Source organism: Pseudomonas sp. V98_8 (genome assembly GCF_029967975.1).
Taxonomy (GTDB): domain Bacteria; phylum Pseudomonadota; class Gammaproteobacteria; order Pseudomonadales; family Pseudomonadaceae; genus Aquipseudomonas; species Aquipseudomonas umsongensis.
Window position 1 is genome coordinate 264,804 of record NZ_JASCAE010000002.1, and the last position, 25,896, is coordinate 290,699.

Genomic DNA, 25,896 nt, shown 5'->3' on the forward strand with positions numbered 1-25,896 from the left:
ATATAGATATGGCGATTACAGACCGAGGCAGAAGCTCTTGAACTGGCGCACCACCAGGCACGCGGGCTCATGATGAAGTGACTCAGAATGGGATATCTGGGTCCGAACCATCCGCCCCAACTGAGAATGGCTTTGGGGGCTGCACTACAATGGGGATTACCAAGGACGCAGGAGTGCCCAATGGCTCGGCAGCACCTTCATCGCCAGCCGCTCCGGCGACAATGATAAATGCGTCTGCGTCTGCGTCTACGCCAACGTCAGCGCCGCCAGCTTCGCTCACCAGTTCCTCATCTTCCGTCGCCTCCTCAATAGGATCTAAATCGACAAAGTCTCGGCCCATCATCATTTTATAATGAGGCATATGTTCCATAGCCTTAAAAACCTTGAAGAAGATCTTCATATAGCTGTGCGCCATGCCATCGCTTATTGCCACATACAGTTCCTCTGGCGAATAGTGGGATCCGTCATTAACCCAACTAATCAATGATTGGCATTGAACCTTTTCCTGCCCGTAAAACTTCTCGATGATGACATGCGTATCTATGTTTCCTAGGATTTTGAAGTAGTTCTCCAAAATCCTGCGCATGGTGTTTTGAATTGTAAGCGCCGGCAATGGCTTTCTCGCCAATTCTGCCCACAGCAGCTGATAGGACGTCTTAATTGGATTATTTTCAAAACCTTCAATTTTCGAAAAGTGATCGGGCTTGCGTACTACCCAAAACGTCTCATCCTTAATAGAAGCATCTCCAGTCCTCTGGGGATTAAAGGTGATTTCTTTATGAAAGTGCACATTATGGGTTAGGACAAAGACCTGCTTTAGGTTTTTCCCCTTCTGGCGAACCTCGTGAAAAAGCTTTTTGATCAAGCTACTCACGATGAACAGAACATCGCTATCCAGGCTTGAAACCGGGTCATCAATGACGACTATTCGATCGGTACTGATTCCCGAGGTCGTAATACTTCCCCTGAGCAAATGATAGAAGTACAGGAAAGTGACGAAGGTCTTTTCACCTTCGCTGAGCGTTGCTTTAGCATCAGTTCCATCGCTTCTGATCAGCCGATATGAATTATCGGCGCACGCAGGATCCAGGGAGAAACTTCGGAACCCAAAGTCTTTCAGAATTTTATTGATCGCAATGACAGTAGGCCTCACGCTTGTCAGCGAAGTTTCAATCTTTTCAATTTCTACGTCAGCTGTGGATACATCTACCGTTGCCCTATCCATGCTTGCAGTGATGCCATCAATTGCTTTACCGACACGGTCAGCATCTTTTATGTAATCAGCAAGAGTACCTTTAAGCTCAACATCAAGAAGATACCGCCACACCGCACCTGTTAACTTATCCTGCTCAACTGAGAACCCCGAAACAAGACGATTGTGTTCAGAGACCTTGAGATTGGCTGAATTGATCAGCTCAGAAATTCTCAGTGGAATCTCTGCGAGGCCTTCCAACGCCACGTCAATACTAGGGCTAGCCACCTTGTGCTCAATGCGTTGCCTGTTCACCAGCATGATTGCATTCAGGGCCTGCAACTCAAGATCAAGCTTATCTTTATCTAAGTGAGAACAATCGGTGGCTAGGAGTGTTTGAGCCTGAACTAACAGGCCATCTGCTACCGAGCTATAAATATCTCGAAACTGCGATAGAGCTCTAGTATCAGCCTCGAAAGTTTCGTCGAAATAGTACTCAAGGCTTTTTTCGAATTCATGCGGTAATTTCTGTTGACAGAAAGGACAGTCATCATCGGTATGGCCCAAGTACTTCATACCTTGCCTAATCCAGTCACTGTTCCCCAGGTGTTGGATCATCGCAGATACATTGACATCTTCTTTGCCGACCACTTTCTTGCTCAGGATAGGGTTTTGCTCAAGGGCGACCAAACGGGACAGGTCAAGGTTGGAGACAGCATTCATGGGTGATGGTGCATCACCATAAAGTACCTCTGCACGCTTGCGCAGGTCTTCGATATTAACTAGCTTAGAAGTGTTACTTTTGCTCTCCTGCAAGACCCTATTCTTGAAGGCCTCCCGGTTATTTCTCAGGCCTTTGAAAGCTCCCTGAAATTCATCGTCGTGCTTCTGCTTTTGTTCCCAGCACCGCGCTACTAACTTTGATTCCACGGCATTTTTTTCGGCGATCTTCCCGCTCTTGCCGTCTGGGCCATTCAGGTTTTCTTGCGCTTTGGTTTTGAACAGCGCGTGGCGGTCTCTTTCATTCTTGAGCTCTTCCAGGCGATCAAGTTGCGCTTGCTCGGCCTGCCCCAGCGTGAACACACCTTTGAACTGCTTTGAATCAGTGAAATTCGCAGCGATGAAGTCGTTGTTGTAGACCATTGCCGGAATCTGATTGCCCTTCGCCCACGTAACCTTGGAGGCAGTTGATAGTGCTGGGTTGTTTATCAGTCTGCTGATCGTTGTCTTGCCCGCTCCGTTTGCACCGTAGAAGTAGTTCACGGCCTTCAGGTTTTGAATCGTTTCGGGGGTTACGGGGCTGTAGGTCGCTATACCGGAAAGGGTGATCGATTCAATCATGTCTCGCATCCGTGGAGAGAGGAAATTAGGTAGCAAGCCAAGGGCGGCCCTAGATATGAAGCACATCATAGATCAGGCAGTGGCCTTTTGCCGCCTCAGCGTAGACCTATACACCAGCTTGTGAAGGCGGTGCAATCGAGGACTACCACCGCGCCCCGGCTGTAGTGATCTACTCCTGTTTTTTGGTCGCTCTTGGGAGTGGTCAAGCGCGTCCTACGCACCTCGGCTGCTGCTATCCACTGTGCATCTTTCAAGTTGAACATCATCGAAAAGGGGACAGATTTATTTGTGTATCACGGTCCGCTTCTGGCCGATTTCAGCCTATCGGGATCGGCAGAAACCGACCCTAAGCTGCCGGTCGTCATCGGCAGCTTAGGGTTTCGTAAGCCTACATCGATCAATTCGTGGCGATAGATAGTGTATCTGAAGTAAGTTACTGTTAGGGAGCTACTCGAACCCATTCTAGTATTTTGTCTAGCGGATCTACACAATGTAAATCTTGTGAGCACACGTATTCAGAGTCATGAGAAAACTTTTCGTTTTTCTTCCCTCTTTCGATATCTGTAACGGTTGTTTGGTCAATTCCATTTGCCAATGCAACTGCCGCTAAGCAAGATCTGATTGCCTCTTCACCGAGATGGCCATGACAAACCCATTTTAATAGAGTTTGATTGGATGCCATGAGCTGTGAATATCGTTTGTTGCAATCAGTTGAGAAGGTGTAGTTAACTCCTCGTTCAGAAAGCTTAGCATTGAAGCTTTCCTGAAGAAGGAAGTCTCCGTTATCCCATGAGATATCTGAATGAGAAATAAGCTCTGAAGAGCGCGTTATTATTGAGGCGTCTTTTGCTGTTAGTGAGTATGCAGCAGCAAAGCGCAAAATCGCGGGGAAGCTATATGATATGGTTTGCAAATAATCTTGGTTGACGGTTGTAGGGAATGCTTTGATTAGAAAGCTAACTGATGCATCCACATCGAACCAGTAATTTTCAATCGAATGTCCTTTGGTAAGATAAACATTATTTATGTTTTGTATAAATTGGCTTTCATCGAGTTCGCTAAGGTTAATATTATCCCATTCACGGTCGATCATTCCGCTTAGCTTTGGGTTGTTTATGGTGCTGATAATTGCAAGTGCTTTATTTTTGTTTCCTAAGCCACAAAGTGCATCGTCATGCTTGACTATTGATGCATCATCAACAAAGTAGTCAGATTGATGGTTGTCGTGATAATTTCTAGATAACAAGAAATGAGATATAACCGATTTGTCTGATGCGCCCTCGACAAGTACGGTTTTATGGCTGCGAATTTTTATTGCGAGTCTGTAGGAGGATATGTCCTTATATTTACTCATATCAATTCGTCCAAGAATCCGTCTTGAGTTGGACTAACAGGCCCATCACTGCTGCTTGAAATTACAGGTGCAAACATCTGAACTGCGTCATCATGGTCTGCTCCTACTTCAGGAGAGTGAGTGCATGCAATAATTTGTCTCATCGGCGCTTGTGTACTTATTTCTTTTAAAATTATACGTTGCCAATCTACATGGAGCGATAGTTCGGGCTCGTCAATCAAGAAAACGCCTGTGGTCAGAGTACTCATGCGCGTTGCAGAGAAAAGCATAGTGAGGATCTGTCTTTCTCCTGAAGAGAGCGTTGAAACAGGGTAGAATGACTTTGTGTCTGTTTCAATGTATACATAGTTACGTCTGTGATCGATGCCGCGATTTGATACCCTGAATTTTTTCTGGTCGAGAAATCGATTGACCGCAGATTCAAAGTTTCGAATTTTTTGGAATGATTGTAGTTTTTCTGCTTTTCTTTTTTCTAATAATTCAGCGTAAAGTTTTAGAACTCTTTTTTGTGCGGCGCTTTCTTGAGTTGAACTATAGATTTTTGCATCTGCAAGCTCTTCAGCCAAGCTGCGGCCCAAATGATCCGGATAAGCATTCGCTGTATCATCCTCAACGTCCAATGCGTTTTTCACACGCGCGATTAGTGGTTCAACTTCTCCGTCGCTAGGTGTGTCGTATGTAGATACAAGAGATTTGAAAACCTCAATGAAGGTAGAGGACAGCATTCTTCTCTCTGACTGTGATGCTTCCATCTGGGCATCTGTAAATTCATCTGTGATGCTTTCCACTACTTCAGCAAGCGCTGGGTATCTAATGATGGGAACGAACGCGCCGAACCAGTCCCTGCATTGCTGTGTTTTTTTTGCTATCAAACCGGCTCGCTGTTCTTGAGAACGCCAGCTGTATCCTGCATGTCGAGCCTTATTAAGCGAGGCGAGTTCTGATTTTTTTATGGATTCGTATTCAGCGTTGGGCTGGTCGTAAGGAGATGATTTTACTCTTTCCAAAATTGCCCGATATGCTGGTAGGTATATTGGGCGACCGCCAAAGGCCTCGCTAATTACTTCGCATTCACTTTCGGATAACTGAGGCGCCGCTTGCCCCTCATACCGACTGCCTACGTCTAAGCCATTGTATCGAACTGCAAGGTAGTGTTCGTCGAATTTAATAATCTCTAGGTGATTATTCGAGAATGAATAAATGTCAATTTTGTTAAATGTAAGGTGTAAAAATCTTTGGAAGTCTAGTTCTAATATGTTTGCTAGGATGTGGAGTACGGTAGTTTTACCCTTGCCGTTTTTTCCGTAAATAACATTCAGTCCTGGATTGAGATCTATATCAATGTCGAGGTGGTTGTGTAGACCGTTTATCAGAATTTTTCGGATCGATTTTCCTTGCACTACAGGCCTCCAAAAGGTGAGTTGCTATCGTTTTGACAGCATACCTGAGTAACCGTGTTCGGGCTTTAGCTTTTTGCTGAGTGCCTACCCAAAAGGGCTGCTATTGGCCGTTTTCTGCCCGTTCCCCACCGGCAGCTTTTGGCCGATTTCTGCCTGCCACGACGGCTGACACCGACCCATAGCTGCCCTTCGCGTAAGACTGCGATCGGCCAAAACTTGCCCACCGCAGTTAGATTGGCTCTGATGCGACACTATTGCGCCCACTGAGCATCGTGAGCGCATGCCCCTGGTGCAACGTCGGTCCGCGTAAGCGCATGGAAACGGCCCAAGTCGAATTGGTTCATGAGCATACTCGGTATAAATCACCTGATATCGGGGCAAATAACTGCTGTCCGAACTTCAACCGATTTTGCGCAATGCACCTTGCCAGTATTTTTCGCGTACTTGCCGGCGTAGTACTTTGCCTACTACTGAAGTAGGTAGTTCATCGACAAATACCAACGACTTGGGCGCTTTGTAGCCACCCAATCGCGCCCGTGTATGGGCAATCAATGCCTCGGCGCTGACGGTCTCACCTTTGCGCAAAACCACTTCTGCATGAACGGCTTCACCCCATTCTGCGTGAGGAATACCGACTACGGCAGCCATCATTACAGAAGGATGCGCCGCTAGTGCCGCTTCGACCTCTACCGCGTACACATTGAAACCGCCGCTGATGATCATGTCCTTGAGGCGGTCGACGATGTACAGGTAGCCATCTGCATCAATGTAGCCCAAGTCCCCGGACTTCCATGCGCCCTCTTCGAACTCTGCCACTGTCGCTTCAGGATTCTCATAGTAACCTTTGATTATGGCTTTGCAGCGAATGCGAATTTCACCGGTTTCGCCATTGGGCAACGGGTTTCCCTGCGCGTCTGTAATGAAAACCTCGACCCCGGGCGTTGGACGCCCGGCGGATGACAAGTGTTGCAATGTAGAAGCGCTATCCGGTTGGTGGGCGGCCTTGTTGAGCGTGGTTATCAGCATCGGGGATTCGGTGGCGGCATAACCTTGAGTAAAGATTTGACCGAAGCACGCCACCAGTTCCCCGAGTTTGTCAGGGCTCATCGGCGCTGCGCCGTAGATCAGTGTGGTAAGCGAAGAGAAGTCCTTTGGATCGCTTCGCTGCAACTCCAGCAGTCGGTAGAGCACGGTGGGCACCAGGAACGAATGAGTGACACGCTCATGCTCCACCGTCCGCCGCCAGCTTTCCATGTCCAGGTGATTGAGGGTGATGTTGGTACCCCCGGCGTAAACCGTCGGGATGAATTTCATCAGCGTCCCGTGGGATAAAGGCGAGACGTGCAGCAATCGCGTCGTACTGGAGAACCCCAAGTCGGTATTGATGAACGCTGCATCGCGACACGCCATCCAGTTGTCGATGGAGTACATGGCGCATTTGCCCTTGCCGGTGGTGCCGCCGGTGAAGCGCAACATGCAGATATGCTCATCGGTATCGAGATTCACCTCTTTGTCGCGATCGCAAGCGGCCTCCACCAGCGGCCAGAAACTGTGCACGCCGGGGAGGGCGGCTTGCTCGGCGGTGGGCGGGTCCATCACGACCACCTCGCATCCGCGATGGCGCAGCATTTCGTAATAGCTGTCCAGAAGGCGGGTCTCGATAAACACGATCCGCGGCTTGACCAGGTCGATCTGGCGCGCATGCTCGTCGAGCGCATCGCGCAGGTTGGTCATGACCACCGTGCCTTCCTGCTTGAAGGTGCTGGGAAACATCATCAGGCTGAGGTTGTCGTTTTCCAGGATCAGCATGAAACGCTCACCCACGCGCACCTTCAATGTGGTGCGCAGCACATCGGCGATGCGATTGCTCAGCAGGTGATATTGCGCATAGGTATAGCGTCGATTGCGCTCGATGTTGACGATTGCCTCGTGATCGCCGTAACGCAACGCCAGCAAACGCATGATCCGGCAAAAATTCATTTTCATGGGTGATTGCTCTGATGGCTCAAGAAGGTCGCAGCGTGGTTTAGCGAGCGCGCATTCGCGTTGCGCCATCAAGGCGAATGGTTTCGCCGTTGATGTAGGCGTTCTCGATCAGGAAAGCGCAGCAATGAGCAAACTCACGGGTGTCACCCAGGCGCTTGGGTGCTTCCATTTGTTCCTTGAGCGAGTCGAGGATCTTTTCCTCGAGCCCGGCGACCATGGTGGTCAGGAACAGCCCCGGAGCGATGGCGTTGACACGTACCCCGACGGCACCCAGTTCGCGCGCGGCCGGCATGTTCATGCCAATCACGCCAGCTTTGGTTGCGGAGTAGGCGCATTGGCCAACCTGGCCTTCATACGCGGCGCCTGACGATACGTTGATCACCACGCCGCGTTCTTCCCCGGCTTCGGCGTCATTGCGGGTCATGTGTTCAACACACTTGGACATGACATTGAACACGCCATTGAGATTGATCGCGGTGGCTTGGGCAAACCGCGCCAGCGGTGCGGCCTTGCCTTCCTTGCCCAGTACTTTGAAACCAGTTGGCACGGCAGCGCCGTTGATGCACACGTGGATGGCGCCAAACCGGGCCATGACCCTATCCACGGCATGTTGTACCGAGGCTTCGTCGCTGACGTCGGTCTGGACGAATATTGCCCGGTCCGCGCCAATTCTGGCGACAGCAGCCTCACCGGCTTCGACGTTGAGGTCGAAAATCGCGACAAACGCAGCTTTCTCCTCCACCAGATAATGAGCGGTTGCCAGGCCCAGGCCCGAAGCGCCACCGGTGATAACCACGACTTTGTCTTGAATACGCATGAAAGTGTCCTGTTCGTTGCCCGGCCATCAAGAGGCCGGGTTGTTATTGTTGGGTGTCGAACCTTGAGCCAATCAGAACGCGTTGATCCCGGTGAGGGCGCGGCCGATGATCAGTTGCTGGATTTGCGTGGTGCCTTCGGGGATGGGGACGACGATCGCCTCACGAGCCAGTTTTTCGACGAGGAAATCGGTGGTGACACCGGCACCGCCATGGATTTGCACGGCTTGTCGAGCAATGGTGACCGCCGCCTCACACGCGAAGTATTTGGCCATTGCAGCTTCCATTTCGGCTGGAATCCCGGCCCCGATCATCTCGGCGGCGCGGTAAGTCAACAGTCGGGCTGCATCAACCCGGGTGGCCATTTCTGCGAGCATCGCCGAGATCAATTGATGCCCGGCGATCAGCTTGCCGTGCTGCTTGCGTTCCTTGGCATAACGCACCGCTTCTTCCAGGGCACGGCGGCCGATACCCAGGCCTTGCGCCGCGACGAACACCCGGGAGCGTTCGAACAGCGACAGGGTGTTTTTCAGTGCTTCGCCTTCGTTGCCGATGATGTTGCTGGCCGGCACCCGTACATCGTTGAGGAAAATTTGTGCAGTGGACTGGCTGTTCCAGGCAATCTTGTGAATGTTGCGCACTTCATACGGGTGCTCTTTGCGGTCCAGCAGGAAGTGGGTGAGCCCCTTGCGTGGATCGTCGCCTGTACGGCAGGTGCAGATCAGGAAGTCGGAATAGGAGCCGTTGCTGATCCAGGTCTTTTCACCATTGATGATGAAATCGTCGCCGTCACGTCGGGCCCGGGTTTTGATTTCCAGCACGTTGGAGCCGACGTCGGGTTCCGAAATGGCAATGCTGGCAAACAGGTCCCCGCTGATCAGGCCGGGCAGGTAACGGTCACGCAGGTGGTCCGGCGCCAATTTTTCCAGTATCTGCGCGCCAAAGGAGTTGATCACCACTGGCGACGACAGGTCGACCGAGCACGCCGCCACTTCTTCGAACAGCATGATCAGGGTCGGCCAATCCAGGCCCAGGCCGCCGCGGGCCTCGCTGACCGCGCCGCTAATCATGCCGAACTCGGTGAGCTGGCGCATGATCTCGGCCATTTTCTCCCGGGGGATGAACTTGTCGCGGTACTCCTTGTTGAATACCGGGTCGATCTTGTCGGCCAGGAAACGACGGAAGCTCTCGACCGCTTCCAATTGCTCCGGGGTGCGCATGACATGTCCCATGGGGGCTCCTTAAATGTTCTTGTTGGCGAGAATGTTGACGGCGACGACGGCTTCTTCGATGCCGAAGAGACCGCCGCCGTTTTCCTGTATGGCAATGCGCGCGCCTTCGACCTGGCGCTTGCCAGCTTCGCCACGCAGTTGCGTGACCAGCTCATGAAGTTGCGCCAGGCCGGTGGCGCCAATCGGGTGCCCTTTGGATTCCAGGCCGCCGGAGGGATTGATCGGCATGCGACCACCGACAGTGAAATCACCGCGCTCGGCCGCCGGACCGCCTTCGCCGAAAGGCACAAGCATCAACGATTCGGCATTGATGATTTCGCCAATGGCCGAGGCGTCGTGTACTTCGGCGACGTCGACATCGGCCGGAGCGATGCCGGCCTGGGCGTAGGCTTTTTTCGCCGCCAGGTGCGAAACGATTTTCTCCGGCTCGTCGAGGCCCCGACTGGTACCGGTTTGCACCACGCTGGCCAATACACGCACGGCGCGCTCGCCGGCATTCTTCAAGCGCTGGAGTCCGTCGGCATTGCACAGCACGACAGCGGCGGCACCGTCGCTGATCGGCGAACACATCAAGGTGGTCAGCGGGTAGCAGATCGGCGGCGACGCCAGCACCTCGTCAATGCTGAAAGCCCGCTGGAACTGCGCGAGCGGGTTGTGCACCGAGTGCTGGTGATTCTTCGCCGCCACCGCGGCAATCTGCCGTTGAGTCGTGCCGTAGCGCATCATGTGATTGCGGCAGATCGCCGCATACACGTCCATGAACACGCTGTAAGGGCGCTCGGACACCGTGCCTGGCGGCGGCACGATGCCTTCGCCCATGGCCAGTAAGGTACGTTTGTTCTGCTCGACGGTGGAGACGTCCCAGCCGCCATCGAACACCGCGAACATCCGCGCTTTATCGTCAATGTTCATCTTCTCGGCACCCACCGCCAGGGCGATGTCGCACTGACCGGCGCGCAACGCCAGGATGGCGAGGTTGAAGGCAGACGAACCGGACGCGCAGGCGTTTTCCACCGTGAACACCGGAACACCCTCGATGCCGAGACGGCGCATGGCAATCGGTCCGGGAATCGCGGTCTGCCCCTGCAAAATGCCGTTGGTCATGGTGCTGTAGTACACCGAGCCGATGTCGGCGGTGACGGCACCGGCATCCTTCAGGGCAAGGCTGACAGCTTCGCCAACCAGGTCGTGCACGCTGCGTTCGAGCAAGCGGCCGAAGGGGGTCATGCCAACGCCCACTACATAAATATCGTTCATGTCTGTTCCTGCGAAATCTGAAAATAGGCGGCCTAGCGGCCCTTGAAGTTCGGTGCGCGTTTTTCGCCAAAGGCCTGAATACCTTCCTGGAAATCGGCGCTGCGCAAGTGTTGGCGCAACATCACCTGCTCGTGCAGCAGGGCATCGTCGCGAGACTTATCGGCGGAGGTGCGGGCGACCTCTTTCATGCGCCGAAGTGCGATCGGACTCTTCTTGGCAATGTGCTGGGCCAATGTCAGTGCGGCGCTGGCTAATTCCGTATCGCTGTGGACTTCGCACACCAAGCCATAGACTTTCATTTCAGTGGCCGACAGGGATTTGCCAGTCAGCAGCAGGTACATCGCCATGTTCAGCGGGATCAGGCGTGGCAGGATCGCCGCGCCGCCCGCACCGGGATAGACGCCGAAGTTGGCATGGGCGTCGGCCAGGGTGGCCGATTGCGCTGCCACCACGATGTCGGCGCACATCGCCAGTTCGAGGCCACCGGCCATGGTCACGCCATTGAGGGCGGCAATCACTGGCTTGGGGAAATTGCGAAGTTGACTGAAGACCTGGTTGGCACGGTCGAGAAAATCAGCTTCACCGGCGGCCAGGCTCGCGCCGGCCAGCACTTCCTTCAAATCGGCTCCGGCGCAGAAGGCAGGGCCGTTGCCGGTGAGAATCACCACCCGCAACTCGTCATTGCGAGCAATGGCGTCGAGGCAGTGTTCCAGCTCGTCCAGCGTCGCCAGGTTCAAGGCGTTCATGGCCCGTGGCCGATTGAGCGTCAGGCGCGCCACCGGGCCGACGATTTCATACTGCAAAATTTCTTCACTCATGACAGCTCCCCGTTATTGTTGATCGCGCTGATGGCGTAGCGGATGAGCTGATACTAGAAATACCGTCGACACTGACGCAGGTCCTTGCAACGAAAGCGCTTGTCCGTTGAATGCGCTGAAGCACAGCAGCCAAGGCGCAGCGTTCGCCAAAGACCGGAGAAAGGGTTCAGATGACTGGCAGGGCGCGGAGGCGTTGCGCACCATCGGTGCGCATTACCATCAGACTCAAGGAATCCCATGGCCAGCAGTGAACACCTCGACACCCATGTGACCATCGCCCGAATGCAGGATGTGCTGGCGCGCCAGCAAGCCGCGTTCATCGCCGAAGCGCCGCCATCGGCAGCGTTGCGCATTGATCGAATCGATCGCCTCATTGCTCTGTTACTGGACAACCGACAGGCATTTTGTGCAACGCTGGCTACGGACTTTTCATGGCGATCCCACGATCAGTCATTGATGAGTGACGTGTTGTTGCCGGTCGCCGGGCTCAAATATGCGCGCAAGCATGTGCGGCGCTGGATGAAGCCTGAGCGGCGCAGCCCGGAAATGGGCGCCGGGTGGTTGGGCGCCAAGGCCGAAATCCATTTTCAGCCATTGGGCAGCATCGGCATCATGACGCCATGGAATTTTCCGCTGGCCATTTCGCTCGCGCCTTTGGCCGAAGCCTTTGCGGCGGGCAATCGGGCGATGATCACGCTGTCGGAGTTCACGCCCGCCACCGCAACCTTGCTGATTGACCTGCTGGCTCGACACTTCGATGATACCGAGGTGGCGGCATTCGTCGGGGGCGCCGACGTTGGCGCAGCCTTCAGTGCTTTGCCGCTGGACCACATCATTTTCACTGGCAGTCCCAGAGTAGGGCGCATGGTAATGGCGGCCGCAGCGCAGAACCTGACGCCGCTTACCCTGGAACTGGGCGGCAAGTCACCGACCATCATCGGTCGTGGCGCGGACCTTGATGATGCGGCACGGCGTATCTGGGGCGGCAAGGGCATCAATGCCGGTCAGGCCTGTATCGCCCCGGATTACGTGCTGGTGCATGAAACGGACCTCGAGCGGCTGCTGACCAGCATGCAAGTGGAACTGGGCAAGATGTTCCCGACCCTGCGTGACAACCCCGACTACACCGCCATCGCCACACCCGGCCAGTACCAGCGCCTGCAAGCCTGTCTGGCGGATGCCAGGGCCAAGTGTGTGCGTTGCATCGAAGTCAATCCTGGTCAGGAGCCGCTCGCCGACGTACGCAAGATTGCGCCGACAATACTGGTGGAACCGTCTGAGGACACCCTGGTGATGCAGGAGGAGTTGTTCGGGCCGCTGCTGCCGATCCGTGTCTACCAATCCATCGATGAAGCCATCGCCTACGTCAACGAGCGGCCGAGGCCATTGGCGTTGTACTACTTCGGCAATGACCGTGCCGAGTCGAAAAAGGTACTGGAGCGCACGTCGTCGGGCGGGGCCTGTATCAACGAGGTTATGCAACACATTTTTCAGAGCGATCTGCCCTTCGGTGGCTGCGGAAACTCAGGGTTCGGGCGCTATCGCGGCGGCGATGGTTTCAAGGCGTTCAGCTTGCAGCGAGCCGTCTATACACCCCCCTGCGTGGACGTCATGGGCTTGCTGCGACCGCCTTATGGCAGGCTGTTTCGACGGGTGATGAAGGCTGTGTTGAAACCTTGAATCGAGTGGTCCGGAAACTGGAGGCAGGCCTGTGAACGGTGATATCGATGTGTGGGGCCGACGGTTGATCCATCGGCGCACGGTGATCTGCAAAGGAATCTTGCGAGCCGACGGGTTGTGGGATATCGAAGGCCGGCTTGATGACAGCAAGTCTCATCCGATGACGCTGGTTCAGGGGCGAGTAGTGTCGGCGGGTGAGACTTACCATGGCATGTTGATCCGTCTGACCCTGGACGATGACTTCATCGTGCATGAAGTGCAGGTGTCCATGCCCCATGTACCTACCAGCGAATGTCGCGGTGCTGTGGAGGCTTATCAGTCATTGATCGGCGAGCGGATTGGTCCGGGATTTTCGCGACGTATCAAGGACCTGTTTGGCGGTGTCGGCGGTTGCGTGCATTTGACGGAGTTGTTGTTGCCAATCGCTACCACCGCGTTTCAAACCATCCCGATGGCGCGGGCAACAGTGGCGCCACGTACGACGGCGGATGCCGAGGCTTTTGATAAAGCCGCCAATGGTTTGATCAACAGCTGCCACGCCTTGCGTGAAGATGGCCCTGTGGCCTTGATTCTGAAGAGTTGAAAGGCAGGCTCGCGCACGAGCCTGCTGTTTTTTATGCAAGGTGACGAGACAGATTGGCGTCCTGATCTTTCGGTGCTCGCAGGGCGGCGCCACCGCGACGATCTTCAGCGATCAGGTCCGAGGCTTTTTCACCGATCATCACCGTGGCCGCGGTGGTGCTGCAGCCGATGATGGTCGGCATGATGGATGCGTCCACTACACGCAATCCTTGGACACCGTAGACTTTCAAGCGCGGGTCCACCACGGCCATGTCATCTGTACCCATTTTGCACGTGCCCACCGGGTGATAGAGCGTGTCGGAGCGATTGCGCAGAACCTGTTCGATCTGCTCATCGGTGTCCATGGGCATTGCAATGACACTCCTGGGATTGAAGGCCCGGAAGGCCGGGGTGGCCATGACCTGCTGGATGACACGGAAACCTTTGACCAGCGTCTTGATGTCGTCGGGATGCGTCAGGAATGCCGGGTCGATCAGGGGCGGCTCCAACGGGTCGGCGCTGGCGAGCGTCAGGCGCCCGATGCTTTTGGGGTGCAGCAGGCACGCATGGACGCTCAAACCATGGCCGCTATACAAGGTGCGACCGTGATTGGCGAACATGGCGATGGTTAGCGCCAGCTCGATGTCGGCTTGAGGCAGTTCCGGTGAGGTCTTGATGAAGGCGCACGCCTCGGCAAAGTTGCTGGTCAGCGGGCCGCTGCGCCGCCGCCAGTAGCGGATGGCGGCTTTGGCCATGTCCCACAATCCGGCAAACGAAAGGCCCATCAGGCGACGGGATTTGACACGGAAGGAATGCACGTAATCGATATGGTCTACGAGGTTTTGCCCGACACCCGGCAAGTCGTGGAGCACCGGGATATCCAGTTTCAACAGATCGTCCTTGGGACCGATTCCAGACAACAGCAACAGCTGCGCAGAGTTGAACGCACCGGAACTCACAATCACCTCATGGCGGGCACGCAGCGAACGTTTTACGCCGTTCTGCAGGAACTCAATGCCCGTCGCACGCTTGCCCTCGAAAATGATCCGGGTTGCGTGGGCGTGAGTTTCGATACGCAGGTTCTGCCGATCCGTATGGGGTGTCAGGTAGGCCTTCGCTGCGCTGCAACGTTGGCCATTCTTCTGCATCACCTGCACACGTCCGAATCCTTCCATGGTCGCGCCGTTCTGATCAGGGCAAGCGCGATAGCCTGCCTGCAGGCCAGCCTCGACAAACACTTCGCCGAACGGATTGGGGGAGGTATGGAAGCGCACGTTGAGCGGTCCATTCTGGCCATGCAAGGGGTCGGTGAAATGCTCGTTGTGCTCGGCGCGCTTGAACAGCGGCAGTACGTCTTGATAACTCCAGCCAGGATTGCCCAATGCCGCCCAACGATCGAAATCCTCAGGATGGCCACGGTGATAGGCCATGGCATTGATCGATGAACTTCCCCCCAGCGTCTTGCCCCTGGGCTGATAGCCGACCCGGCCGTTCAAGCCGGCCTGGGGCACGGTCTGGTACTGCCAGTTATTGATCGACGTCGGCACCATGGCGGCGATCCCCGCCGGCATGTGCACCAACGGGTGGGTATCAGGGCCGCCCGCTTCGAGCAAGCAGACGCAAATGTCCGGATCTTCCGACAAGCGACTGGCGACGACGCAGCCGGCAGCGCCTGCGCCAACTACGATGTAATCGAATACCGTGTTCTCGTTCATGCGTTCTTCTCTTTATCCGATGCACAACTTCACTGCATTGTCAGGAGAAGACCGCTTCGCCACCGGTCAATAGAACGAATTCGACGGTCAACGGCGCAGGTGACGATCGCGCCAAGCATCGGCACATCCGGCACAAGGCACAGACCGGAGATTGACCGGCAAGCAGGCCGGAGCGAGTATCGACAATCGCATTTTCAGCAGGCAATCCCATGTCAGGTTCGACGACACAAAGGCCCGGCGATGCACCGGCCACAGGCGACGAAGCGCAGCAGCCCACCACCATTGGCAGCTACACCGTCGCCATCGCTCGGGCGCTGGAGGCCAGTGGGGTGGACAGCAAACGTATCCTTGCGTCTGTAGGCATTCCCCAGGGACTGTCCGCCGACCCGATGATTCGCCTGCCTGCCACGACCATGACCCGCTTGTTCCAGGCCTGCGTGGATGTGACCAATAACCCGTATTTTGGGCTGATCGTCTCCAGGCATCTGCATCTGACCCACCTCCATGCATTGGGCTATGCCTTGGCGGCCAGTGGCACCTTGATGGATTTTTGCCGACGTCTGGAGCGTTATTTCCGCTTGGCCTCTCAGGTAGCTACTATCAGCGTCAGCGAGAGCACCGATGAGGTGTCATTGCGCTTCGAGCATCGGGTGCCTCTGAGCAGTGAGACCGAAGACGCATTTTTCGGCTTTCTGGTGCGCACGATGCGCCTGATTGACACGCAGGTATTCAACCCCTTGCGCGTTGAAATGCGCCGGCCCATGCCGCACGAAGGTGCCGAGCCTTACGAGACGCTGTTTCGCTCACCGGTGGTCTTCAGTCAGGACTACGGGCTGCTGGTTTTCGACAAAGCCGATATGGTGCGCCAATTGAGCGGTTCGTGCCCGGAACTGGCACAAGTCAACGACAACATCATCATCAGCTACCTGGCGCGGCTGGACAAAAACGATGTCATTACAGGCGTCACGCAGAAGATCATCGAATTTCTCCCGGATGGCGATTGCACGCGGGACAAGGTGGCCAGCGCGTTGTGCATGAGCCCGACCAAGCTTCAGCTCAAGCTGTCCCAGCGCGGGACGAGTTTCCAGCAATTGCTCGATGACACACGCAAGGAGCTGGCCTGCAGCTACTTGAGCCAGGCCTCGCGTCCCGTCACGGAGATCACCTTCCTGCTGGGCTTCAGTGATACCAGCAACTTTACCCGCGCCTTCAAGCGCTGGACCGGGTTGTCCCCGACGGATTACCGGCAGCAGGGCTGAGCCCATCGCAAAAAAAAGCCTCGCCGAAACTCTGTTCGGTGAGGCTTTCGTTTTATCGACGGCGATTATTGTGCCGGTGGATTGGGCAGCACAACTTCGAAATTCGGCGAGAACGTGTCCATGAGACCCAGCAGGGTGGCGAAGGCCTGGGCATTACCTTCGATTTTCAATTGCCCATCTTGCAGGGCCTGCTGCGGTGTCAGTTGCTGGCTCATGATCGCATTCAAGGTGTCGCGATCGAGCGTCAAGGTAGCGTCCGGATTGGGTGCCACCTGACCCACGGAGTAGGTCAACGCCGAGTTCTCCAGGTTGAGCGCGTATTGCTTGCCGCTGTCCGTGAAATTCCAGTTCATGACGATGTGCTTGCCCTCGGCCTTCGGCCCGTTGAGACGAACCCCGAGCAAGTCGAAAATGTTTTCGATGGACAGCGCGCGAATGGTGTCCGGGCTGGCGGTACGCAACGGTGACGGCACTTTTTTCCCGCCGCTGCGCAACTCCTGAGCTCCGGTCAGGTAGCTATTGCGCTCTACCGCCGATTCGGCCTGGTAGCCGAGCTGCTCCAGGGCATCGGCAAACAGCTCCAGTGCGGGTTGATTGGTGGGTTCGGCATTCACCAGATGGTTCATGGCCTGGGACACCCAGCGATATTCGCCAGCTTGGAAATCTGTGCGTGCCCGGGCCAGCAAGGCGTCGGCACCGCCGGCGTAATCGACGAACTTGCGCCCGTAATCGATATTGCTCAAGGCATCCAGATTGGCCGGGTTGGCGTCGTACCAGCCCATGTATTGCTGATACACCGCCTTGGCGTTGCGCTGCACAGACCCGTAATAACCACGGGCAAACCACTCGCTGGCCAGACTGGATGGCACGTTCTGGCGCATGAACTCGCCGATCTCCACGGGTTTGTAGCCCTTATTCACCAGGCGTAGTGACTGGTCATGCATCCATTTATAAAGGTCACGTTGCTTGCTCAGGTAGGTGTTGACCTGTTCCTTGCCGAACACCGGCCAGGTGTGTTGGCCCACGAGGATGTCGGTATCGGCGCCAAAGCGCTGAAGTGCATCGTTGAGGTATTTGGCCCAAGCCTGGCTGTCGCGGATTTCCGCACCGCGCAGGGTGAGCAACTGGTGTTGCGCCTGAATGGCCAGCTCACCGGTGTCGAGCACTTTATGTTGTGGAAAGTAGTGAACCATCTCCGCCGGCGCTTCGGTGCCAGGTGTGAGCATGTTGATAATTTCTACGCCATCGATTTCCAGCGTCTCGATCGGCTTGGTGATTTCCCGGGTAGGCGGGATCAGCGTGATGGTGCCATTGGGCAACGCCTTTGCGCCGCCCAGGTCCAGTTGACCGCGATCGCCACGGGGCAGGGTGGTACCAAACTGGTATTCGGTGCGCCGACTCATGGCGTTGCCGGCCATGACGTTTTCGGCAATCGCGTGCTCCATGAATCCCGCGGGTGCGATGATTTGTACCTTGCCGGCCTTGACGTCGGCTTCATCGACGATACCTTTGACGCCGCCGTAATGATCGACATGGCTGTGGTTGTAGATCACCGCCAGCACCGGTTTCTTCGGACGATGCGCATAGTAGAGATTGAGTGCGGTACGCGCAGTTTCGGCGGTCATCAAGGGGTCGATGATGATGAGTCCGGTCTTGCCTTCGATGATGGTCATGTTGGTCAAGTCGATGCCGCGCACCTGATAGAACCCTTCCGTGACCTTGTACAAACCGTTTGCCATGTTCTTGCGTGCCTGTAGCCACAGACTGGGATTGACGGTGTTCGGCCCTTCTGCCGGTTTGAGGAATTCATAACCCTTGAGGCTATAAATCACCTTGCCGTCCGCCGTCAGCGTTTCGGCATCCGGGATGCTGGCGATGAAACCGCGATGAATGTCGGCCTCGCTCCGGCTGTTCATGTTTTTCAGCATCTGGCGTGTCGCGTCATTGGCCGTCACGGTGGCGGGCTCGGCCGATTTCGGTTCAACGGCGGCCACGGCGGATTGGCTGATCAGGCTGGCCAGCAACGAAGGTAAAAGCAGAACAGAAAGGGTCTTTTTCATGAGGTCTGTTTTTCAGGTCAAGGGTTCTGGTCGGCGCAAGCGGACCGCTCGACATTTGTTCTACAGGCCCTGTTCCATGCAGACCGGTCAATAGCGCCCATTCATCAGTCAATACAAAGCGCGGCGTGGGTTTGGTCGCCTGCGCGCTGTGCTGACCGATGATTTGGCCCAATTGACCGGCGTCTCCCTCACTGCTCGCGATACAACATTCTCGACCGATCCGGCCTGCGCTCCCTAAGAGCAGGGCGTTTGGCTGACGGGCGTTTTTCCTGAATGACTTTTCGCGAATCCACAGTAAGGCGAGCACGCTAGATGAATAACAACAATAAGATCTGCCATTCCAATCTGCGACGCGGGCTGCTGGCATCGGCGGTTCTCGCCGGGTTGGGGATCACGCCTGTGCAGGCGTTCGAGTTCGATACGGGCAATGAGGACGTTTCGGTTCGTTTCGACAACACCTTCAAGTTCAACTACGCCCAGCGGGTGGAAGCGCCGAACAGCAAGCTGGCCAACGCGTGGAACAACAACGACGGCAACCGTAATTTTTCCTCCGGCAGCCCGGTTTCGCAGCGCCTCGATGTGTTGTCGGAACTGGACGTGGTCTACAAAAAGCAGCTGGGGTTTCGGGTCAGTGCCAACAGCTGGTACGACCATGCCTATGACGACGTCGGCAGCTTCAACCCATCGACCAACCAGCTGAACAATGGCAGGCCAGACTCCCATCATCTGAGCGGCTATGCCGAGCGTTATTACAATGGCCCGTCCTCGGAAATCCTTGATGCCTTTGTTTTCGGCAGCACCGAGTTCGGTGACGAATCGCTGTTGAGCGCCAAGGCGGGCCAGCACACCTTGTATTGGGGTGAAAGCGTGCTGGCCTTCGCCCACGGCAACAGTTATGGCCAGTCCGGACTGGACTTGTCCAAGGCGCTTGCGGTGCCAGGGACTGAAGCCAAAGAGCTGTTCATCCCGCGCAATCAATTGTCCACCAGCTTCACAGTCAACTCGGAGTTGACCCTGGCGGCGCAATACTTCCTTGATTGGGATGCTGCACGACTGCCGGAGTCGGGCACGTACCTGGGTTTCAACGACGGTATCCAGAACGGCGGCCACAACCTGTCGCTGATCGCTGCACGCAATCCCCGTTTCGGCACGCCAGGGCCCTTGGGGGCCAATGAGTTTCTACGCCTGACCAATGGCCACACCCATACCCCTGACAAGCGCGGTGACTTCGGTCTCATGGCCAAGTGGAGTCCGGCGTGGCTGGACGGCACCCTGGGTCTCTACTACCGCAAGACCTCCGACATTCTGCCCAACCTGGTGCTGCAACCGGTGGCGGTCGGCCCGGCGCAATTGGCCTCGGGCAATGCCGGCAGCTACAACCAGTTCTACGTCGATGACATCGATGTCTATGGCTTGAGCCTTGCTAAAAACGTCGCCGGTGTGAGTGTCGGTTTCGATTTGAGCTATCGCCACAACATGGCGCTGTCCAGCGTTCCGGCCACCGTCAACCCGGCTTTGGGCGCAGCGAACGCGCCCGGTTTCATTGAAAGCTTCGATGGCGAGAACGGCGTGGCACGTGGCAACACCGTACACGCGGTGCTCAACGGATTGACCACCTTTGGCGACACCCCGCTGTGGGACTCCTCGACCTTGCTGGTTGAACTCGGCTACAGCCGCTGGCTGGACGTGACCGAGAACAAGCAACTGTTCAAGGGCGAGGATTGGTACCACGGCGTCGACAAGGTCACCAAGGACAACTTCATCCTTGGCATGAACTTCAACCCGACCTGGTACCAGGTATTCCCCGGCGTCGATCTATCGCTGCCGGTCAGTTACAACGTCGGCCTCTCAGGCCAGTCCGCCGTGCAAATGGGCGGTAACAAAGGCACTGGCAGCTATTCGGTCGGCGTTGGCATGGACGTGCACAGCCAGTACCGCTTCGACCTCAAATACGTCGATAACTTCGGCGACTTCGACACCTGCGGCTCTGCCGGCAACGCCGCGGCACAGGGCGATGGCGCTGCACCCGGCGCCAACGGCCAGTACAACTGCGTTCCCGGCCAGACCACAGCCTTCGCGGGTACCCCGGCCCAGCTCAAGGATCGCGGCATGGTCACTTTCACCTTCAAAACCACCCTCTGATATTCGAGTTGTGCGTTAACAGGAGACACTCTATGAACCTTCTCAAATCACTACTGGCTCCCGCCCTGACCCTGGCCGTTGCAGGCTCCGCGCACGCGGCCGTCAACGCCGACCAGGCCGCGAAACTGGGCACTACGCTGACCGCCGTCGGCGCGGACAAAGCCGCCAACGCCGATGGCAGCATTCCGGCCTACACCGGTGGCCTGACCACAGTCCCGGCCAATTTCAAAAATGGCGACTCGTTCCGTCCTGATCCGTTTGGCGATGAAAAACCGCGCCTGGTGATCACTGCCAAGAACCTCGCCGAACAGAAAGACAAACTCACCGCGACAACCCAGGCATTGCTCACGCGTTACCCCAGCTATCGCCTCGACGTGTACCCGACTCACCGTAGCGTCGCGCTGCCCAGGACGGTTCTCGAGAACACCGCGAAAAATGCCGTGACCGCCAAGACCACCGATGGTGGCTTGTCGCTGGAAAACGTACTGCCGGGCGTACCTTTCCCGATTCCGGCGGATGGCAACGAAGCGATGTGGAACCATTTGCTGCGCTATCAGGGCGTGGCCATGACCAACAAGTACGATTCGTGGAACGTCGACTCGTCTGGCACCGCATCCTTGAGCTCCACGGGCGTGTTCAATATCGAGTACCCGCTCTATGCGCCGTCCCGGGCTGTGGGGGCTGTCGCTGCCGATGAGTCCTTCTACAAGATCAAGCTGACTTACACAGGGCCGGCCCGGCGTGCCGGTGAAGCACTGTTGCTCATGGATTCGGTCAACCCGCTGAAACAGCCCCGTCGCGCCTGGCAGTACCTGCCGGGGCAACGTCGGGTGAAACTGGCGCCGGACCTGGCCTACGACACGCCAAACCCGGGCACAGTTGGTGCGGCAACCTACGACGATGCGTTCTTGTTCAACGGCGCGATGGACCGTTACGACTTCAAATTGGTGGGCAAGAAAGAACTCTACGTGCCGTACAACACCTACAAGCTGAGCTATCACAAGGACGCGCGCGATGTGACGACCGCCAACCACGTCAACCCGGACCTGCTGCGTTGGGAGCTGCATCGGGTGTGGGTGGTCGAAGCCACGCTCAAGCCCGGCAAGCGTCACATCTACAGCAAACGTACCTTCTACCTCGACGAGGACAGCTGGATTGCCCTAGCGTCCGACGCGTATGACGCTCGTGGCCAGCTCTACCGTGGCGGCTTCTCGCACCTGACCTACAGCTACGACGTGCAGGCCCCGGACACCATCAACCACATGCTCTATGACCTGGTTTCCGGTGCCTACAACATGAATGGTTTCTACGGGCCTTACGGCGGCCTCAAATACATCGACCCGCTGTCCAAGGCGCAGTGGTCGGCCGAGTCCCTGGCCGGCACCGGCATCCGTTAAACCCACGATCGTGCAGGAGCGGGCGGCGATACGACTTGCCCGCGCCTGCAGAGGTCTGTGACGTGCACCCGAGATCACAATAATGACAATGATCAAATGGACCCTGCTCGCCGCGCTCGCATCAGCGCTGGCAGTGCCGTTTACCCGCCCGGTAATTGCCGGCGGGTTTGCCGATGTGCTCGACACCCCCGCGCTGCAAAGTGAATACGCCATGCATTCGACCTACACCGGGCTGAGCCAGGCCGGTGAGCGGTTGATCGCCGTTGGCCAGCGCGGTCATATCCTTTACTCCGATGATGCAGGCGAACACTGGAAGCAGGCACAGGTTCCGGTCAGTTCCGACCTGGTTGCAGTCACCTTTCCCACGCCGCAGTCGGGCTGGGCCGTCGGACACGACGGTGTGGTCCTGCACAGCCGCGACGCCGGGCAGACCTGGAGCCGGCAACTGGACGGGCGTCGGATCGGGCAACTGCTGCTCGACCACTATCAACCCCGACTCGCCGAGCAGCCGGACAATGTTGATCTGCAACAGCGTGTCAGTGATGCGCGGCGAATGCTCGACGAGGGCGCCGACAAGGCCTTTCTGGATGTCTGGTTCGAGAATGCCCGGGTTGGCTACATCGTCGGCGCGTTCAATCTGATTTTTCGCACAGACAATGGGGGCCTTGACTGGACGCCACTGCTGGAGCGTACCGACAACCCCTCGGCGTTGAATCTCTATGCATTGCGCCCCGTAGGCAATGATCTGTATATCGCTGGGGAGCAGGGCCTGGTGCTGAAGCTGGACCGTGCAAGCGGCCGATTCAATGCCATGCCGACGCCTTATAACGGCAGCTTTTTCGGCATTACCGGCAAGCCGGGAGCGGCGCTGGTTTTCGGATTGCGCGGTAACGTCTTTCGCAGCACCGATGACGGCGCGAGCTGGAGCAAGGTCGAACTCGCGCTTCCCCTCAGTATCACCGCCAGTTCCGTGGCCGCCGACGGCCGGATCGTACTCGTCAGCCAGGCCGGTCATGTGCTGGTCAGCACCGACGACGGTGCCAGTTTTCATCCCCGACAGAACACCGTGACGTCTCCGGTAGCCGCTGCGCAAGTGACGTCCGATGGTGCGTTGGTACTTGCGGGTACCCAGGGCCTGCGGCGACTGGCCCTTGACTGAGCCCGGCATTACATAGAGAACAACATCATGGGTCACTACGAACTCGAAACAATGCCGGTCATCCGCGAACTCAAGGGTTTCGATGCCTGCTCTGGTAATGGCCTCGAACGGCTGATCTTCAACAATCGCCTGTGGGTGGTGCTGGCTTGCCTGATGGTGACGTTAGCACTGAGCTACCTGGCAACTACGCGACTGACACTCAACGCCAGCTTCGAAAAAATGCTCCCGCAGAGCCAGCCCTTCATCAAGAATTATCTGGAAAATCGCGCGGCCTTACGGGGGTTGGGCAATGCGGTGCGGGTGGTGGTGGAGAGCACTGATGGCGATATCTTCGACCCGCATTATCTGAACGCGCTGAAAGAGATCAACGATGAACTCTTCGTCACTCCGGGAGTCGACCGCGCCTGGATGAAATCGCTGTGGACGCCGGCAGTGCGGTGGACCGAAGTCACCGAACAGGGCTTCCAGGGTGGCCCGGTGATGCCTGATTCCTATGACGGCTCCGTGCAAAGTGTTCAACAGTTGCGCCAGAACATTGCCCGCTCTGGCATTGTCGGCAGCCTGATCGGCAACAACTTCAAGTCGAGCATGGTGTTCGTGCCGCTGCTGGAGAAAGACCCGGTCACCGGCCAGGCCATCGACTATCACCAATTCTCCAGAACCATCGAAGAGAAGCTGCGTGAAAAGTACGAGTTCGATGGGGTCGTACGGGTGGCGAGCGAGGAGGGCAAGGGCCCGATCAAGATTCGCGTGATCGGCTTCGCCAAACTGGTGGGCGACCTGATCGATGGGTTGATGCAAGTGATGCTGTATTTCGGTGCCGCCGCGCTGATAGCCACGGCGATTATCTTCTACTTCACCCGGTGTGTGCGCAGCACGGCGTTGGTCATCCTGTGTTCGGTGATCGCAGTGATCTGGCAGCTGGGATTGGTGGCGCTGTTTGGCTTCGCGCTGGACCCGTTTTCGATTCTGGTGCCGTTCCTGGTGTTTGCCATTGGCGTATCCCATGGCGCGCAAAAGATGAACGGCATCATGCAGGACGTCGGACGCGGTACCCATCAGTTGATCGCCGCGCGTTATACCTTTCGCCGGCTGTTTCTCGCCGGCCTCACCGCATTGCTGGCCGACGCCGTGGGGTTCGCGGTATTGATGCTGATCGACATTCCGGTGATCCAGGACCTGGCAGTCACCGCCAGCATTGGCGTTGCCGTGTTGATTTTCACCAACCTGGTGCTGCTGCCGGTGCTGCTGTCGTATTGGGGTGTCAGTCGAAAGGCTGCCGAGCGCAGCTTGCGCGCGGAAAAAAAGGAGCTGCGAGGCAGCGGTATGGGCGCGCTGTGGTGTTTTCTCGACAAATTCACCGAGCGCCGCTGGGCGACTATCGCCGTCAGTGTGGCGGGGCTGCTGGCGGTGGGCGGCTTCATGGTCAGCACCCAGTTGAAGGTCGGTGATCTGGACCCCGGTGCGCCCGAGCTGCGTGCCGATTCGCGCTACAACCGCGACAACGCCTACATCACCGCTAACTATTCGCTGTCCAGCGATCAGTTCGCGGTGATGCTCAAGACACCCAGCGAAGGCTGTCTGAAATATGAAAGCCTGGTAGAAGCCGATCGCCTGGGTTGGTTGTTGCAGCAACAACCGGGCGTGCAGACCACGGTGTCGCTGGTGAACGCGGTACGGCAGATCACCGCGGGTTCCTATGAAGGCAACCCGAAGATGCTAACCATCGCGCGTAATCAGGATGTGCTCAATTACGGCGCACAGCAGGCATCTGTCAGCAATCCGGACCTGTTCAACAACGATTGCTCGATGATGCCGATCATCGCGTATCTGGCGGACCACAAGGCCGAAACCCTGGATCGCGTGGTGCGAGTGGCTGAAAGCTTCGCCCGTGAACACAGCAATGGCGAGCGTCAGTTCATGTTAGCGGCCGGCAGTGCCGGGATTGAAGCGGCGACCAACATCGTCGTGCGCGAGGCCAACCGCACCATGTTGTTTTATGTGTATGGCGCGGTGATCGTGCTGTGCTTCATCACCTTCCGCAGCTGGCGGGCGGTGGTGGTCGCGGTAGTGCCGCTGATGCTGACGTCGATCCTCTGCGAAGCGCTGATGGTCTGGTTGGGCATGGGCGTGAAAGTCGCGACATTACCGGTGATCGCCCTCGGTGTCGGCATTGGCGTGGACTACGCGTTGTACCTGCTGAGCGTGCAATTGGCCCAGCAACGCGCCGGGTTGTCGTTGACCGAGGCTTATCGCAATGCCGTGGCATTCACCGGCAAGGTGGTGGCGCTGGTCGGCATTACTTTGGCTGCCGGCGTGATCACCTGGGCCTGGTCGCCAATCAAGTTCCAGGCCGACATGGGCATCCTGCTGACCTTCATGTTCATCTGGAACATGGTTGGTGCGTTGGTGCTGATCCCGGCGCTGTCCCATTTCCTGTTGCAGAAAGTGAGTAGTTCCAATCATGTCTGATTACAAAGCGCCCCTGCGCGATATGCGCTTCGTCCTCAATGAGGTGTTCGAGGTCG

The 25,896-nt window shown here is 56.6% G+C and carries 17 protein-coding genes; 7 read left to right on the top strand and 10 right to left on the bottom strand.

Features of this window, described 5'->3' with window-relative positions; all coding sequences use genetic code 11:
* Positions 1-82: 82 nt before the first annotated feature.
* From QLG10_RS02800 to QLG10_RS02835, 8 genes are all read right to left on the bottom strand, one after another.
* A complete protein-coding gene (locus QLG10_RS02800; RefSeq protein WP_282485440.1) occupies positions 83-2,533 on the bottom strand; it encodes an AAA family ATPase in 2,451 nt (816 codons plus the stop codon).
* A 439-nt stretch (positions 2,534-2,972) separates the two neighbouring features.
* Entirely contained in the window at positions 2,973-3,887 is a 915-nt protein-coding gene (locus QLG10_RS02805) for a DUF4435 domain-containing protein (protein ID WP_282485441.1), read from the bottom strand.
* Entirely contained in the window at positions 3,884-5,287 is a 1,404-nt protein-coding gene (locus QLG10_RS02810) for an AAA family ATPase (RefSeq protein WP_282485442.1), read from the bottom strand. Before QLG10_RS02810 ends, QLG10_RS02805 begins: the two co-directional genes overlap by 4 nt.
* Before the next feature lie 399 nt (positions 5,288-5,686).
* Positions 5,687-7,273, bottom strand: a complete 1,587-nt coding sequence (locus QLG10_RS02815; RefSeq protein WP_282485443.1) for an AMP-binding protein — start codon at positions 7,271-7,273, stop codon at positions 5,687-5,689.
* Positions 7,274-7,313: 40 nt separating this feature from the next.
* Positions 7,314-8,090, bottom strand: coding sequence for an SDR family NAD(P)-dependent oxidoreductase (locus tag QLG10_RS02820; protein ID WP_272606004.1), 777 nt, complete (start codon positions 8,088-8,090; stop codon positions 7,314-7,316).
* Positions 8,091-8,162: 72 nt separating this feature from the next.
* A complete protein-coding gene (locus tag QLG10_RS02825; RefSeq protein WP_282485444.1) occupies positions 8,163-9,320 on the bottom strand; it encodes an acyl-CoA dehydrogenase family protein in 1,158 nt (385 codons plus the stop codon).
* Positions 9,321-9,329: 9 nt separating this feature from the next.
* The gene (locus QLG10_RS02830) at positions 9,330-10,577 is read right to left on the bottom strand and encodes a thiolase family protein (RefSeq protein WP_282485445.1); all 1,248 of its coding nucleotides are present in this window, start codon (positions 10,575-10,577) and stop codon (positions 9,330-9,332) included.
* A 32-nt stretch (positions 10,578-10,609) separates the two neighbouring features.
* Positions 10,610-11,395: an enoyl-CoA hydratase/isomerase family protein gene (locus QLG10_RS02835; RefSeq protein ID WP_282485446.1), complete on the bottom strand. Its 786-nt coding sequence runs from the start codon at positions 11,393-11,395 to the stop codon at positions 10,610-10,612.
* 237 nt (positions 11,396-11,632) lie between these two features.
* Between QLG10_RS02835 and QLG10_RS02840 the strand changes: the two genes are divergently transcribed.
* Positions 11,633-13,075, top strand: coding sequence for a coniferyl aldehyde dehydrogenase (locus QLG10_RS02840; RefSeq protein WP_282485447.1), 1,443 nt, complete (start codon positions 11,633-11,635; stop codon positions 13,073-13,075).
* Between the two features lie 31 nt (positions 13,076-13,106).
* Positions 13,107-13,658: a DUF2889 domain-containing protein gene (locus QLG10_RS02845; RefSeq protein ID WP_282485448.1), complete on the top strand. Its 552-nt coding sequence runs from the start codon at positions 13,107-13,109 to the stop codon at positions 13,656-13,658.
* 31 nt (positions 13,659-13,689) lie between these two features.
* Here the strand turns inward: QLG10_RS02845 and QLG10_RS02850 are convergent, their stop codons facing one another.
* Positions 13,690-15,351, bottom strand: a complete 1,662-nt coding sequence (locus tag QLG10_RS02850; RefSeq protein ID WP_282485449.1) for a GMC family oxidoreductase N-terminal domain-containing protein — start codon at positions 15,349-15,351, stop codon at positions 13,690-13,692.
* Positions 15,352-15,560: 209 nt separating this feature from the next.
* On the opposite strand from QLG10_RS02850, the gene QLG10_RS02855 reads away from it, so the two are divergent.
* Positions 15,561-16,610, top strand: a complete 1,050-nt coding sequence (locus QLG10_RS02855; protein ID WP_272606011.1) for an AraC family transcriptional regulator — start codon at positions 15,561-15,563, stop codon at positions 16,608-16,610.
* Positions 16,611-16,675: 65 nt separating this feature from the next.
* On the opposite strand, the gene QLG10_RS02860 is transcribed toward QLG10_RS02855, so the two are convergent.
* Positions 16,676-18,670: an alkyl sulfatase dimerization domain-containing protein gene (locus QLG10_RS02860; RefSeq protein WP_282485450.1), complete on the bottom strand. Its 1,995-nt coding sequence runs from the start codon at positions 18,668-18,670 to the stop codon at positions 16,676-16,678.
* 312 nt (positions 18,671-18,982) lie between these two features.
* Between QLG10_RS02860 and QLG10_RS02865 the strand changes: the two genes are divergently transcribed.
* From QLG10_RS02865 to QLG10_RS02880, 4 genes are all read left to right on the top strand, one after another.
* Positions 18,983-20,812, top strand: coding sequence for a DUF1302 domain-containing protein (locus tag QLG10_RS02865; protein ID WP_282485451.1), 1,830 nt, complete (start codon positions 18,983-18,985; stop codon positions 20,810-20,812).
* A 32-nt stretch (positions 20,813-20,844) separates the two neighbouring features.
* A complete protein-coding gene (locus QLG10_RS02870; protein WP_192415908.1) occupies positions 20,845-22,209 on the top strand; it encodes a DUF1329 domain-containing protein in 1,365 nt (454 codons plus the stop codon).
* An 82-nt stretch (positions 22,210-22,291) separates the two neighbouring features.
* Positions 22,292-23,368 (top strand): YCF48-related protein, encoded by a 1,077-nt coding sequence (locus tag QLG10_RS02875; protein ID WP_282485452.1) that lies wholly within the window; start codon positions 22,292-22,294, stop codon positions 23,366-23,368.
* A gap of 27 nt (positions 23,369-23,395) precedes the next feature.
* Positions 23,396-25,840 carry an MMPL family transporter gene (locus QLG10_RS02880; protein ID WP_272606016.1) on the top strand — a complete coding sequence of 815 codons (2,445 nt, stop codon included), beginning with the start codon at positions 23,396-23,398 and terminating at the stop codon, positions 25,838-25,840.
* The last annotated feature ends 56 nt before the right edge of the window (positions 25,841-25,896 follow it).

Bases quoted from the DNA above. Each gene is read 5' to 3' on its own strand.
- QLG10_RS02800 (WP_282485440.1), bottom strand. From the start codon at position 2,533: ATGATTGAATCGATCACCCTTTCCGGTATAGCGACCTACAGCCCCGTA.
- QLG10_RS02805 (WP_282485441.1), bottom strand. From the start codon at position 3,887: ATGAGTAAATATAAGGACATATCCTCCTACAGACTCGCAATAAAAATT.
- QLG10_RS02815 (WP_282485443.1), bottom strand. From the start codon at position 7,273: ATGAAAATGAATTTTTGCCGGATCATGCGTTTGCTGGCGTTGCGTTAC.
- QLG10_RS02820 (WP_272606004.1), bottom strand. From the start codon at position 8,090: ATGCGTATTCAAGACAAAGTCGTGGTTATCACCGGTGGCGCTTCGGGC.
- QLG10_RS02825 (WP_282485444.1), bottom strand. From the start codon at position 9,320: ATGGGACATGTCATGCGCACCCCGGAGCAATTGGAAGCGGTCGAGAGC.
- QLG10_RS02830 (WP_282485445.1), bottom strand. From the start codon at position 10,577: ATGAACGATATTTATGTAGTGGGCGTTGGCATGACCCCCTTCGGCCGC.
- QLG10_RS02835 (WP_282485446.1), bottom strand. From the start codon at position 11,395: ATGAGTGAAGAAATTTTGCAGTATGAAATCGTCGGCCCGGTGGCGCGC.
- QLG10_RS02840 (WP_282485447.1), top strand. From the start codon at position 11,633: ATGGCCAGCAGTGAACACCTCGACACCCATGTGACCATCGCCCGAATG.
- QLG10_RS02850 (WP_282485449.1), bottom strand. From the start codon at position 15,351: ATGAACGAGAACACGGTATTCGATTACATCGTAGTTGGCGCAGGCGCT.
- QLG10_RS02855 (WP_272606011.1), top strand. From the start codon at position 15,561: ATGTCAGGTTCGACGACACAAAGGCCCGGCGATGCACCGGCCACAGGC.
- QLG10_RS02860 (WP_282485450.1), bottom strand. From the start codon at position 18,670: ATGAAAAAGACCCTTTCTGTTCTGCTTTTACCTTCGTTGCTGGCCAGC.
- QLG10_RS02865 (WP_282485451.1), top strand. From the start codon at position 18,983: ATGAATAACAACAATAAGATCTGCCATTCCAATCTGCGACGCGGGCTG.
- QLG10_RS02870 (WP_192415908.1), top strand. From the start codon at position 20,845: ATGAACCTTCTCAAATCACTACTGGCTCCCGCCCTGACCCTGGCCGTT.
- QLG10_RS02875 (WP_282485452.1), top strand. From the start codon at position 22,292: ATGACAATGATCAAATGGACCCTGCTCGCCGCGCTCGCATCAGCGCTG.
- QLG10_RS02880 (WP_272606016.1), top strand. From the start codon at position 23,396: ATGGGTCACTACGAACTCGAAACAATGCCGGTCATCCGCGAACTCAAG.